Here is a 12,480-nt window from a genome sequence, read left to right as displayed (position 1 = left end):
TTATATTAAAGCTTTTAATTACAATAAAATTCATTTTACTTTACATTTTGACTGGTTTTAGAAAAATTTTACGCATGTATAAAGTAGAAAAGTAGTAACACCTGGACTTTTCAATGAAATTTTGATATACTACTAAAGTAGTAAATACACAATTCGAGGTAAATTATGCCCTATGCAATAGACTTATTCTGTGGTGCTGGTGGATTCAGTGAAGGAATTCTACAAGCTGGATTTGATATTATCTTCTCTAGCGATAAAAGCCCAATGGTAGAAGAAACTTATACAAACCGACATAAACAACTAGGTTTAGTAGAAGGTGTCGATACACACTTTGAACTCGCAGATATAAAAGAATTAACTTCTGACAAAATTTTTCAATCTATTAACTCGTTAAAATATGGAAATATTTTTGAAAGAGGAACTATTGATGTCATTTTTGGTGGTCCTCCTTGTCAAGGATTCAGTCGTTTAGGAAAAAGAGATTCCAAAGACCCTAGAAATATGCTCTTTCATGAATATTTGCGTATTATAAAAGATGTTATGCCACGTTATGTTGTTATGGAAAATGTAACTGGTATTTTAGATATGCAGATGTTAGACTTCCCTAGCGTACTCGATGATAGAATCTACGGGGGACAACATTTGGTTCAGTCCATTCTTAGAAATGAGCTGGAAGAATTAGGATATACTTTACTTGATGTGCAGGTTCTTAATGCCGCAAACTTTGGTGTCCCACAACAAAGAAATCGTGTTGTATTTCTAGCATACCGTAATGACGTAGCACCCCTTCAATATCCAGAAAGTGATAATGATATTCCAAACGCTACTGTCTATGACGCTTTAGGAGACCTTTATGGTGGGGAATTTAGCTATGAAACAGATTATTCCCTACAAAGTCGACTGGGTAGGACTCCTAATACTGATGGTCACCCCATTACAAATGATAATCCGTTGAATATGGAAATCTCAAGACACGATGATATTGTTACACAGCGATTCTCACTGTATCAACAAGGAGAAAATAGAGCTAAAGCCGTTAATAGAATCCAATTAGAAGGACTAGAATTAAAAAAGGATTATCCAAACCTATTTATTGAAAGTCTATTTCAAATCAATGGTAAAGCTAACCAGCTTCACATTATCAAGCAACTAAAAAAACAGAATTTGCTTCAAGAAAGTTTTAAATCCGAGAGATGGTTACAATTTACCAATCGTCAGCTTGGGTTATTATCAATGAATGATACGGATAACTCTGCTAAACAACATATTTTAAAATCATTAGCGCTTAGATTAAAAACTTCATTTGAGGAGGCTGAACTATTTTGGAATGAAATCAAGAACCATTTGAATTCAGATATTACGGAAGATAAGTTTTCAAAAATGCTGAGAGATGGAGATTTAACTCCTGCGGCAATCGAAGCAATCTTTACTAAAAAGAGTATTCGAGTTCGTCTTGACCAAAATACCATTTCTCCTACCATGGTAACATTGCCAGATGACTATATCCACCCATTCTTTAACCGCGTTTTAACTGTTAGAGAAATGGCAAGGCTACAATCCTTTGATGATAGTTTCGAATTTTTAGGGAAGCGCACTACTGGCGGAGATAAACGAGCAAAAGAGACACCACAATTTACTCAAGTAGGAAATGCTGTTCCTCCACTACTGGCTAAAGCAATTGCTGAACAGGTGATGATTGCTCTAAGCAATGATTAAAAAGTTATTTATATACTCCAAATATTTCATTTTGAACTATTTCTGTAACATTCTTCTAGTATAATATTACGAAAGGAGGCTCTTGCAATGAAAAAATTATTTACTTTGTTATTTTTGGGTATAGCTGCTCTATTTTTGATTTCTTGCTCCAAACAAGATAGTTTAAATGGAGAGTATTATTGGATTGATGATGTTCGCAATGACCTAGTTCTAACCATTGACAATAACAAGGGAACTGTTAATAGCGATGGTGGATATAGCATTACTTTAGATATGGATAAAAAAACTTACAAAACTTCATCTGGAACAACGAATGACTATACCTACAAAGATGGTGTATTTACAGCCAATCTGACAGGTGTTAAACGAGATTATTACAAAAAAGGTAGTGAAGCCTATAAAAAAGCTCTGAAGAAATATGGATATGATAAATAAAAAATGACTTAGAAAATTTTCTCTAAGTCATTTTTTTGTTATTAAAATGAGCTTTGCATGTCGTTTAGCTTCTGCTTCTGTCATTTGCTTTGGATTCCAAGCATAGCTAATTGACTTTCCTTTCTCATATATTCCCCAAACTTTGAATTTGGGATAGCATTGTTTTATCAAAGAGGTGAATTGAGTATCTGCTAACTCTGGTAAGTCAATATCTGAAATGAAGTTTGATTGATTTATTAAATGGTTGAACTTATCTAATACGCAAGGTTCAAATTCATTGTAATCAGAGATGATATAGTCTTTCACTTGGTCAAAGTAGCCGACAATGTGTTTGTTTTTTCTAGTTAGGTAATCCTCTACAATCTGTTTTGCGGATAGTCTATTGATGTCTAATTCAAAATTTAAGAAGTCTGTCAAACGAGTTTTGAGAGCTTGACCAGAAACTTGTAGTGCTGCTTCTACCTCTTGAAAAGTCATTTGTTGGTAAAAAATCTTAGTTAGAAGCACAATATCAGGCATTAGAAGAAAAGCTGAGTAAAAATTGGCTTCCCTTTCTTGTAAAGAATCGTCATGAAAATCGGTGAACACTCGCCCACTGTGATGTAATAAGATGTGCCCTAATTCATGACATTTTGTAAAATTTTGACGATTGATAGAATCACTATCTTGATATGAAATTGTTAAAACATCATCATTGATATTAAAACCTGCTATATCTATTCGGATATGATGAGGAATGACCAGTATATTTTTCTTGTCAACTTCATAATTGAAGTAATCTTGAAAAGTATAATAAAGAGGATGTATTTTATTTAATTTCATGAATGGATAAAGTGATTGTTTTACACGATTCCAAACATTAAAGTAAATTCTTTGCACGAAACATCAGTCTTTCTTTTCTTTATTCATAGCCTTAATGGCTTTTTCTCTCTCTAACAGAAATTCTCTTAAATCTTCTTCTAATATCTTTTTTTCTTCATCAGATAAATTTTTAGAGGTTTTCCGATATAGAACTTCAAATGTTGATAAATCAATTTCATCTGAATTTTTGTAGTCAGATTTACCTAAAAGATAATCCGTAGAGACATTATAAAATTCTGCAATTTTAGGATACTTATCTGGAGTTGGTTTTTTTTCGCCTTTTTCCCAATTTGAATAAGTTGGTTGTGATACCCCAAATTGTCGCGAAACGTCATTTTGCGTTAGATTAGCTTCTAAACGCAGAGCTTTTAAGCGTTCGGAAAACATTTTGTACCTCTTTAAAAATTTTTAATTTTTTTTACAAAAAACTCTTGACAAATATAGCCAAAGGGTATACTATATAAATATAGCCTTTAGCTATATAATGATTTTGCTAAATTTGACCTAAAAGTGAAACTAGGTTCAATAAAGAATAGAGAAGGTAATTTAGCAAAATAGTTGAATTTGTCCTTTGAAAATTGAATAAAAAAGTGCGTCAGACAACCTCACTCAAGCTTAGCTGACCAACACACAATAATCATTTAGCAATTATTATTGTACAGGTTTTATCGCAAAAAGTCAAGGGTTGGAGTAGATGAACCTAGAATGGAATGATGTTATTATCTCACGCACTCGGCTTTTTGCCCCTCTTGACCGAATAACAAAGGGGAACTGCTACCGAGAGGTGGAGGCACTAGTTAGTAAAAACGTAGAGAGACGGATAGCTAAGTAGAACTATATGCGGGCGGTATGTGAATCTAAGAGATTTGCTAATGGATAAGGTGAGAAAGATGGTACATTGAGTTGTGGCAAAATTCGTGACTTATTCGAGTGAGTAGTTTTGTCGTGAGACATAACGAAAGTAGCGTTGCGAAGATACGAGCACGCCTAGATAGATATATTTCTGTTTAGAAGAATAGAAAATGGTTATTTGATAGTGTATGAGATATGGATTTTTTTATTTGATGAGGTTGAGGAAGGATTTTTCTTTTTATGTCTTTTTTTTCTTCAGTATTTTTTATCTTTATCTTTCATTTTGCTTAGATGTTCTGAGTACCGTAGGGCAATACGTTTTTTATTTTTTGAACCAGACATGATTTGCTCCTTTATTTTTATCATATGATTTTCTACTCTTTTAAGCAGGAATCATCTATTTAGAAGAGTAGAAAACATCTGAAACAAATACAAATGATTGACAATGTAAACTAATCGTATTATAATAAATGATGAAAGGTGGTGACGCTAATGGCAACTATACCAACTCAAATTCGGATTGATGAGACCGTAAAAGCGCAAGCAACTTCATTATTTAATGATTTGGGCATGGATATGTCCAGCGCAGTCAATATTTTTCTTCGCCAATGTGTCTTACGTGGAGGGATTCCTTTTGCGGTGGAAGTACCAAACTACAATGCAAAAACACTCGAAGCTGTTGCTGAAGCGAAACGGATTTCTCGTGATAATTCTGTAGTCTCCTATGACAATATGAAAGATTTAAAAAAAGCTCTGGAAGCCTAAATGTATCAAGTCAAGTTTACCTCTGCTTTCAAAAAGAGCTATAAACGAATGAAAAAACGAGGCTTAGATATAGCCCTGTTAGATGAAGTAATTGAAAAACTTCGCCTAGGGCAGACACTCGAAGAAAAATACCGTGACCATGAATTGAAGGGGAACTTCGTCGGTTTTAGGGAATGCCATATCAAACCCGATTGGCTCTTGATTTATCTGATTGAAGACGATATTCTAACCCTTACTTTAGCCGATACAGGCAGTCATGCGGATTTGTTTAAGATGTAAAGACAGTTCTTTGTGAGCTGTCTTTTTTGTTTTCTACTCTTTTAAGCTGATGAAACAGTTAAAATCATAAAAAGGAGGAACTGATATGAACTATTATGAACGAAGTTTTCAACGAATCTATGAAAGCTTCGTTTTTTCTTTAAAAATATATCCTGATGAATACCACCAAAAACTCTTACTTCATCAGATTTTAGAAAGGATAGATACCTTATTTGAACATTACCGACAGCTAGAATTGCCACTTTATCCCTTAATACAATGGAAAAATCACTACAAATTTAAAGTACAACACTATTACATGATGAATGGAGGTTAAATAGATGAGTTACTTTGAAGAACGATTTCAACAGATTTATGAGAAATTTCTTTTCTCTCTTAAAATTTATAGTTATGATTCTTCACGTCGTGAAGCCTGCTACCAAGACTGCCTAGGTGAAATGGACAGTCTTTTTTTGCGCCATGATACCCATGACCTATTTGCTAAAAAGCTTCTGGACTGTAAGAATGCTTTTCAACGCAAAGTCAAAAAAGCCTATCTAGGAATATGAGGAGATAGAAATGACTAGAGTAAGAGCACCAAATCACTAAAACTTGAACCAATTATTACTTAAATTGACATAGACAAGTCATGAAAAGGTCTGAAAAACAAATGAATGAGGTAAAAATCAATGGAAATTACAAAAGTTTATGTTGACCAAAACACTGTCCTTGGAAATGAGGTCTTTGTATCAGGTATGGAAGAAATTCGTGCCAATGACTATAATCCTGTCTCTTATCGTGTCTTTGAAATTTCAAGCCGTAAAGAGCCATCCGCTTTCTTGATTGTAGAAGGCTTTAAAATGTCAGATGTCCCTGAAGGTCGTCAAAAAATTGTCTTCCCTCGTGGGATTGCAATTGAGCGCCACAACTTCCGCTTTGGAGGAAAACGAAAACGTGAAAATGTCTTTGTAGCTGAAGAAATGCGGATTATTAAAACAAAATAAAAACCTAGAAAATAGCTAAATAAAGGAGAATAAATATGACTGTAAAATATGCGACTGATGTAATTGAAACATTTGATACTGAAAAAACACTAGGAACGCTAAACTTCCTAGAAACGATTCTTCACAAAAAATGGGAAGATTATGTAGATGAAGCAACAGGCGAAGAAAAACGTCGGGAAACAGATTTTGTGGAAGAAGTTGATGTCAAACTCTATTCTTCTGCCGTAAATGGGGATATTACAGTAACGGTTCCGCCTGAAGCAAAGGTAGCCCAAATGACCGCTGAAAAGAACTACAATGATGAAGTGGTGCTAGTTGCTCCTACTGCTCGTTTCTGGACAAATACGGAAACCATTAACGGCAACCGTGTTGTATCAAGCGGTGTAAAAATCCGTGCTAAAGATGTGTCCCTGCTCAATAAACCCGAAGCTAAAAAGGAAGGGTGATAAGCTATGAAGCTGTTCACCTATCGTGGTGTTCGTGTCAAAAAATACCATGAAAAGATTAGAAGAACAACCTTCTTTATTTTTTTACTACCATTCCTAATTGGTTTTGGCTTTTTTATTTACGCTCATCAGGTTCAGCTTCAACAGTTCCCTCTTCCTTATGGTATTGGCTTAGGAGTAAGTCTTTTAATAGTCATACTCCTTCTGCTTCTTCTTCAAGCAATTTGTTACCAGAAGTTACTCTTTTTTGGTCGATTAGATAGCTTGCGAATTATTTCCCACTTTTTGATAGAAAATAACTTAGTGCTGGTCAAGAAAATCAAAACAGAAAAAGGATTTATTGAACGAACAAGCTTGCCTAAAGTGTATCTCAAACGTGACCGCTTTAGTGTCACTGTGACCTTTCAGCTTCAAGGAAGCCGATTTCAAGAACGCTTTATATCCCTTGAAAAATCTCTAGAAATTATGTTTGACGGGGATTTTATGAATAAGCAATTTACCAACGGCTACGTCTCTTATACCATTGCGATTGACCAATTTTCAGGGCGCTTGTCTATCTTTGATGTGAAGATGACAGATAAGGGAATCCGCCTTATGAAAGGTGTCTATTGGGATTTTGATAAACACCCACACTTGCTAATCGGTGGTGGGACTGGTGGAGGTAAAACCATTCTTATTATGGTTTTAGTCTGGATTTTAGCTCAAATTGGTTATGTTGAAATCCTTGACCCCAAACGTTCGGATTTTGTCGGCTTAAAAAATATCCCTGTATTTAAAGGACGTGTTTTCTGGGAGAAAGAAGATATGCTGAATTGTCTCAAAGAAGCGGAGCAGGAGATGGATAGGCGCTTTGATTACATGACAAGTCAGTCTGATTATCAAGCAGGGAAAAAATATTTTGCCTATGGTTTGAAGCCTCGCTTTATTATCATTGATGAACTAGCTGCTTTAGCTGCTAAACTAGAGCGAGACTATACTTCTGCTAGTGCCTTTATTGAGTATCTAACAGAGTTAATTCTAAAAGGTCGTCAATCAGGGGTTTATATGATTTCTGCTATGCAAAGACCTGACGGGGAATATCTAAAAACCTCTTTGCGTGACCAATTCATGAAGCGAATTTCAGTCGGTCACTTAGAAGACGTTGGCTATAAGATGATGTTCGGGGACGCTAATGCGAATAAACTTTTCAAGAAAATAGATGAGATTGACGGAGAAGAAATTTCTGGTCGTGGCTATATCGCTAACGGCGGAGAAATCGCTAGAGAATTTTATTCTCCTCTTGTACCACTTGATGACGGTTTTTCTTTCTTTGATGAGTTTAAAAAGTTGCCTCCTCTTGAAGACCCTTTGGCAATCAACCAACCTGCTAATCATCTACCTAACACAGTTGAAACAGAAGAAACAGAGGATAAACTACTATCTCTCAATACATTTGCGGAAGACGCTGAAATATCCGTTTCAACGCTACGAAATCTTGTCAAATATATAGAAGAACAGAACTATACATTTACAAGAGCAGAGAATCGTATTATGCTAGATAGGGCGGATATTAGCTTATTGGAGGAATTACTAACGGAAAAGGAACAATCAGGCTTATCTTATAAACAGGTCGTCTTAGAGCATTTTACAGCTACTGAGCCAGCGTAGGCACGAAGGTCAAGGTCAGGGCGTAGCCCGTCCGACCTGCCCGACCGAGCTGACAAGCTTGGCGCTTTGGGGTGTGCCGTAGGCACGCCCCAAAAGGGCTTAACCACCCGATACTAATAGGGGGGTTAAAACTAACACAAGCTCTAAAAAGACTGTTAGCTTGCCCGTTCCTAGACACCGTTAGAATGAACACAAAAGGAGGTTAAACAGATTGATAAGCAATACGGATTTAAAGCGTATTAGGCTGGAGTTAGGTTTTACCCAGCGAAAAATGGCGGATACTATCGGCTATAGTTACTACAATTACCGTAATATCGAGCAGGGACAGCGAAAAATGACCAAGGAATTTGAAAACTCTCTCTTTCAGTTCTTAAATCGTCAATCTGAAACAAAACTAGAAAGTACCGTGGACTGGTTGAAAATTCGGTTTAAAACTCTAGATTTTAAAGCGGTCATTATACAGGTTTTGCAGTTAAAGCCCGCTGACTTCTTTCATGAAGAAAAAAGTCTCTACAGTTATTCAAATATGGTGACCTATGGTTCTATCCGTGTTCTTTATTCCGATTCCGAGAAAAAAGCGGAAGCTGGAACGCTCATTGATTTAACAGGGACGGGTTGTAGAGAGCTTGAATTACTACTCTTGCAACAAGGGCGGGATTGGTTTTCTTTCCTTCATGATGTCTTTCTCTTTGCGGAACAAGAACGGAAAGATAGAACCCTAGAAGATTTTCTAGCCTTTCCTCGCTTTGATATTGCTCTTGATGAACTCTATAAAAAATCTGGCAACCTTGATTTGTTTGATATAAAGGCACGTATTTTTGACAATAAAATTATCATGCGAAAACTTCGTACCTTTACTGCTATTGAGGGCTTGAAAAAAGTAGAAAATCGCTTTGTCAATCAAGGCTTAACCCTAAACTTTGGCAGCCGTCAATCTAGTCTCATGATTCGCTTTTATCAAAAAGACTACGAACAGGCGCTTCTAAAAGATGTGTCTGTTGACTATATCCATGAAGCCTATAATTTCAAAAACCGCTATGAAATTGAACTTCATGATACCAAAGCATTTGATATTTTGGAAGAATGGTACACGCTGGAAACGGACTTAACAAAAATCGGAGCTAGAATCTTAAATAACTATTTTGAAGTTAAAGATTGGCAGGGTAACTATGATAGCGAGTGGGATAACCTGCTAGGAACACAAGAAGGGTTTAAATTTGTCACACGTCCCCGTCAAATCGACTATTCAAGGACAAAGCACTGGGTCACTAAGCAAGTTTCCAGTGCTTTAAAACTGCTGAAAATAGTAGATATGGTTTATCAAACAGATGAACTTTCTGAAATCATTTCTGAAGCTTACTTGAGTAACAATCATACCAAGCTAGCTGAAGAAATTTGCGAACGAAACGGAGTAGATTTTAATGTCATCATTGGACAGATATAAGCCTATCAATATCCCTGACAAATTCAATCGTCCCGTTCAAACTAAGTCTTTTCCAATCGGTTATGAGGAACTTCACTTGTCTTTCTATGATGTTGACTTGGTAAAAGATTTGATAGACTTTTGGGGGCTCTTGTATAGAGAACCAAAGAAAGATTCTGAATTGAAATACATTGACTTATTCCGAGATAGAAACTTTCAAGACGAAGACCACCGTAAAAATGCAATTAAAAAGGCGACTAGACAAGAGGCTAGACAGCCTTTTTTTGATGAATTGACCACCAAGCCACTTAAAAAGATGAGTGAAAATGTCAGGTGGGTAGCAGAAATGCTCGTACAGACAGGCTATGCACAATTTGTTTTATAAGGAGGAACCATGACACAAGCAACGATTACCATTACCAATACCGTAACGGGACAAAAAGCACAATTCCCACTGCCTTTCAATCCTATATCTCTATCTAAAATTGGAGTAGATGAAACGTTTGAAAAAGAAGTCTTTGTAGACGGAGTAGATACTTTTGGTTATGGACTGGACGGGTATTTGACACTCTATGAACTAAAAGACTTCCTTCGGAGTTATCAAAATAGACAGAACCCCTTTCATTTTGACTATATGATGTTAGGCAGACTACAAGAAGACTGTAATTATTATTTAGGAAATGGGAATGGGGATGAAAATAGGCTGTGGGCAGATAATGTCGAAGCCCAAATCGCAGAAATGAAAAAAATATGGAAAAAGTTTCCCCAAGGAGAAAAACCTGAATGGCTGACTTGGGAAGAAATTCTCGAATACGAAAAAAAGATGAAACAAAGAAAATATCTCTAAAGACCTATGCTTATCAAAAAAATGTATGAAGGATTTACTTATCTTCCTAATCGCAACGAAATTTGGAAAGTCTTTGTTAGCTTGATGAAAGAAAAAGACTACTTTTATAGCACTTTTGCTAGAAATATTTCTGATGAGGGAGATAAGCGAACCTATGAATATGCTTATTTTAATCTAAAAGGTGAGGTAGTAGATTTTGATTGTCAAATGAAATCAGACTTAATTCTGCTATTCCACCAATTATTCCAAGAAAATAACAATCAATTTATGGAGGAAATACAAATGGCAACACAAGCAACACTTGAAAAGAAAATCAAAGCAGTTTTAGTTGAGCTGGGAGAGCTAATGAAAGCCCACAAAAACAAGGAAGCGTGGACAAAAGCTGGTGAATTAAATGGACTTTTAAAAACAGAAGAAGCCCAAAACTTAACCGCTGGTTTTGTGGAACCTATCCGCAAAGAGCTTTCAGGTTACTATTATGTCAACGGTGAAATCAATAAACTTCACAAGCAATTATATGCTAAAGGAAATAAATTGATTGAACTGGCAAACCAGTAAGGAGGAAGTATGGATAAACTGAAATCTATTTATCATTATCTAAAAAGTTATTTTGGTCAGTTTTCTAAACGCCCTAAAAAGCGAGGAAAGCCTAAGCTAGCTACGGTCAATAAGAAAACAGTCAATCTTGCAGTTCTGTCAGGATTGGCCTTTATTTTGTTTGTCGGCTTGCTAGGAGGCATTCGAGCCATGACTTTATCCAGCAAGGTAACAAACCTTGAAAAAACAATCTCATCTAATAAGTCCAGTTCCACTAGTAAAGCTACTACTTCTGAAATAGATAATCGCTTGCAATATTATCTAAATGACTTTGTAGCTTGTTATTTCACTATTCCTAGTGATTCGGACGGTCAAGCTGAACAAGCCAAGAAGCTAAATAGTTTTTATGGTACAGAGCCAGATATTCAAGCACAGGGTCAAGTCAAAAATCCTAGTCAACTTGATTGGTCACGTTTGCTGACGATTCAAGATAATGTTGCGACCTATGAAGTGCATTATAAACAAACCGTTAAAAATGGCGATAAGACGGAAGAACAAGAAGTAATCACCGCTTTTAATATCCCCTATGCCAAAACAGATAAGGGATATTATGTAACGGGCTTGCCTTGGTTTTCTAGTCTTGTGGACGACCAAGCAGACAAGATAAACAAGGATAATCAACTCAAACTCAATCAGTCAGATAATGTTTCAGATAAGACAAAGAAAAAACTAGACAAGTTTCTCCATGTCTTCTTCACTAACTATACTACTGACCAAGACAACTTGGACTTAGTGGCTCACCAGCTAACGGTTGTAAAAGAGACAACCTTTAAAACCTTGGATTTTTCTTATTATACCTCAACAGATAAGAATATCATTGCCTATGTTCAAGCTACTTTTGAAGTAGCAGGTACAACGCATGCTGAAAATTTCACTTTCACTATATCCGAAAAAGGGAAGTCTTATTATGTTGAGAAACTAAGCCACACCATTCCTGCAAATTATGCAGAAACAAAAAAATAAAAAGGAGATTCTAATATATGAGTTCATCAAATTTACAAGCATGGCTACAAGGAGACGGCTTCTGGTTTATTACTTTTGGTGCTATTATTTTGATTATCATTGCATGGAGAAACAGCTCTTGGGGTAAACTCTTTACGACGCTAGTCTTCTATGCCGTGATTGCTTCTCTCACAGGAGGAGGACGACAATTACTTAGCTTCCTTGGTTGGTTCCTCCGTCTCTTTGGTATTGAAACGGGGCTCTGATATGGAAGATGAAAAACTGTATGATTACGCTAGGGGGATAAATGCCCCCTACTGGATTCAAGAGATAAAAACACAAAAGGGAAAACGCATTTGGTATTTTGCAACGCCAATGCAGCTTTCCTTTTTTATTATCTTTATTCTTGTATTCATTTTAATGTTGACTGTTTTTAGCTCCTTTCTTCTTCCCTTAGTCAAATTAACCCATTCTATCTCCCTTTATCTATACTGGTATATTCCTTACAAACTGGCTAGATTCTACACCGAATACGAACCACAAGGGAAGAAAATGCACATTTTCTTAATTGATTATATCCGATACATCATTGATTTTCGTTTAAATCACAAGGCTATTTACCACGAAGATAGAGTGAAAACCTATGAGGAGGAAGAAATTGTCTTTGAAAAAACAGATTTATAAAAG

Annotated in this window: 18 protein-coding genes; 16 read left to right on the top strand and 2 right to left on the bottom strand. The window is 35.9% G+C overall.

The genetic code is table 11. The features are described 5' to 3' along the window. The first annotated feature begins 165 nt into the window (after nucleotides 1-165). Nucleotides 166-1,716 carry a DNA cytosine methyltransferase gene (locus J1C77_RS01885; protein ID WP_002922338.1) on the top strand — a complete coding sequence of 517 codons (1,551 nt, stop codon included), beginning with the start codon at nucleotides 166-168 and terminating at the stop codon, nucleotides 1,714-1,716. Nucleotides 1,717-1,803: 87 nt separating this feature from the next. Next, on the top strand, nucleotides 1,804-2,151 hold the full coding sequence (locus J1C77_RS01880) for a hypothetical protein (protein WP_223338222.1): 348 nt from the start codon (nucleotides 1,804-1,806) through the stop codon (nucleotides 2,149-2,151). A gap of 27 nt (nucleotides 2,152-2,178) precedes the next feature. Here the strand turns inward: J1C77_RS01880 and J1C77_RS01875 are convergent, their stop codons facing one another. Then, nucleotides 2,179-3,030, bottom strand: coding sequence for an ImmA/IrrE family metallo-endopeptidase (locus J1C77_RS01875; protein WP_042763021.1), 852 nt, complete (start codon nucleotides 3,028-3,030; stop codon nucleotides 2,179-2,181). Between the two features lie 6 nt (nucleotides 3,031-3,036). Continuing rightward, nucleotides 3,037-3,399 (bottom strand): helix-turn-helix domain-containing protein, encoded by a 363-nt coding sequence (locus J1C77_RS01870; protein WP_002922345.1) that lies wholly within the window; start codon nucleotides 3,397-3,399, stop codon nucleotides 3,037-3,039. A gap of 957 nt (nucleotides 3,400-4,356) precedes the next feature. Here J1C77_RS01870 and J1C77_RS01865 point away from each other — a divergent pair. From J1C77_RS01865 to J1C77_RS01800, 14 genes are all read left to right on the top strand, one after another. Next, nucleotides 4,357-4,629, top strand: a complete 273-nt coding sequence (locus tag J1C77_RS01865; RefSeq protein WP_002922347.1) for a type II toxin-antitoxin system RelB/DinJ family antitoxin — start codon at nucleotides 4,357-4,359, stop codon at nucleotides 4,627-4,629. Next, nucleotides 4,630-4,908: a type II toxin-antitoxin system YafQ family toxin gene (locus tag J1C77_RS01860; RefSeq protein WP_002922350.1), complete on the top strand. Its 279-nt coding sequence runs from the start codon at nucleotides 4,630-4,632 to the stop codon at nucleotides 4,906-4,908. A gap of 85 nt (nucleotides 4,909-4,993) precedes the next feature. Beyond that, nucleotides 4,994-5,224 (top strand): hypothetical protein, encoded by a 231-nt coding sequence (locus tag J1C77_RS01855; protein ID WP_042763023.1) that lies wholly within the window; start codon nucleotides 4,994-4,996, stop codon nucleotides 5,222-5,224. Between the two features lie 4 nt (nucleotides 5,225-5,228). After that, the gene (locus J1C77_RS01850; protein WP_002922353.1) at nucleotides 5,229-5,456 is read left to right on the top strand and encodes a hypothetical protein; all 228 of its coding nucleotides are present in this window, start codon (nucleotides 5,229-5,231) and stop codon (nucleotides 5,454-5,456) included. 120 nt (nucleotides 5,457-5,576) lie between these two features. After that, nucleotides 5,577-5,891 (top strand): hypothetical protein, encoded by a 315-nt coding sequence (locus tag J1C77_RS01845; RefSeq protein ID WP_002922354.1) that lies wholly within the window; start codon nucleotides 5,577-5,579, stop codon nucleotides 5,889-5,891. Nucleotides 5,892-5,926: 35 nt separating this feature from the next. Then, nucleotides 5,927-6,337, top strand: a complete 411-nt coding sequence (locus tag J1C77_RS01840) for a DUF961 family protein (protein ID WP_002922355.1) — start codon at nucleotides 5,927-5,929, stop codon at nucleotides 6,335-6,337. 6 nt (nucleotides 6,338-6,343) lie between these two features. Then, complete coding sequence (locus J1C77_RS01835) at nucleotides 6,344-7,984, top strand: FtsK/SpoIIIE domain-containing protein (RefSeq protein ID WP_427195109.1); 1,641 nt, start codon at nucleotides 6,344-6,346, stop codon at nucleotides 7,982-7,984. 211 nt (nucleotides 7,985-8,195) lie between these two features. Beyond that, complete coding sequence (locus tag J1C77_RS01830; RefSeq protein ID WP_002922361.1) at nucleotides 8,196-9,428, top strand: replication initiation factor domain-containing protein; 1,233 nt, start codon at nucleotides 8,196-8,198, stop codon at nucleotides 9,426-9,428. Continuing rightward, entirely contained in the window at nucleotides 9,406-9,792 is a 387-nt protein-coding gene (locus tag J1C77_RS01825) for a hypothetical protein (RefSeq protein WP_002922363.1), read from the top strand. Before J1C77_RS01830 ends, J1C77_RS01825 begins: the two co-directional genes overlap by 23 nt. Before the next feature lie 9 nt (nucleotides 9,793-9,801). Next, a complete protein-coding gene (locus J1C77_RS01820; RefSeq protein WP_002922365.1) occupies nucleotides 9,802-10,254 on the top strand; it encodes an LPD11 domain-containing protein in 453 nt (150 codons plus the stop codon). Nucleotides 10,255-10,260: 6 nt separating this feature from the next. Next, entirely contained in the window at nucleotides 10,261-10,812 is a 552-nt protein-coding gene (locus J1C77_RS01815) for a hypothetical protein (RefSeq protein ID WP_002922368.1), read from the top strand. Nucleotides 10,813-10,821: 9 nt separating this feature from the next. Then, a complete protein-coding gene (locus tag J1C77_RS01810) occupies nucleotides 10,822-11,814 on the top strand; it encodes a conjugal transfer protein (protein ID WP_002922371.1) in 993 nt (330 codons plus the stop codon). A 17-nt stretch (nucleotides 11,815-11,831) separates the two neighbouring features. Next, entirely contained in the window at nucleotides 11,832-12,059 is a 228-nt protein-coding gene (locus J1C77_RS01805; RefSeq protein WP_002922372.1) for a hypothetical protein, read from the top strand. Nucleotide 12,060: 1 nt separating this feature from the next. Beyond that, entirely contained in the window at nucleotides 12,061-12,477 is a 417-nt protein-coding gene (locus J1C77_RS01800) for a conjugal transfer protein (RefSeq protein ID WP_002922373.1), read from the top strand. Nucleotides 12,478-12,480: the final 3 nt, after the last annotated feature.

Origin of the sequence: Streptococcus sanguinis (genome assembly GCF_050223295.1) — a bacterium.
Taxonomy (GTDB): domain Bacteria; phylum Bacillota; class Bacilli; order Lactobacillales; family Streptococcaceae; genus Streptococcus; species Streptococcus sanguinis_X.
The sequence above is the reverse complement of the archived record's forward strand: the minus strand, read 5'-3'. Positions and strand labels throughout refer to the sequence as shown.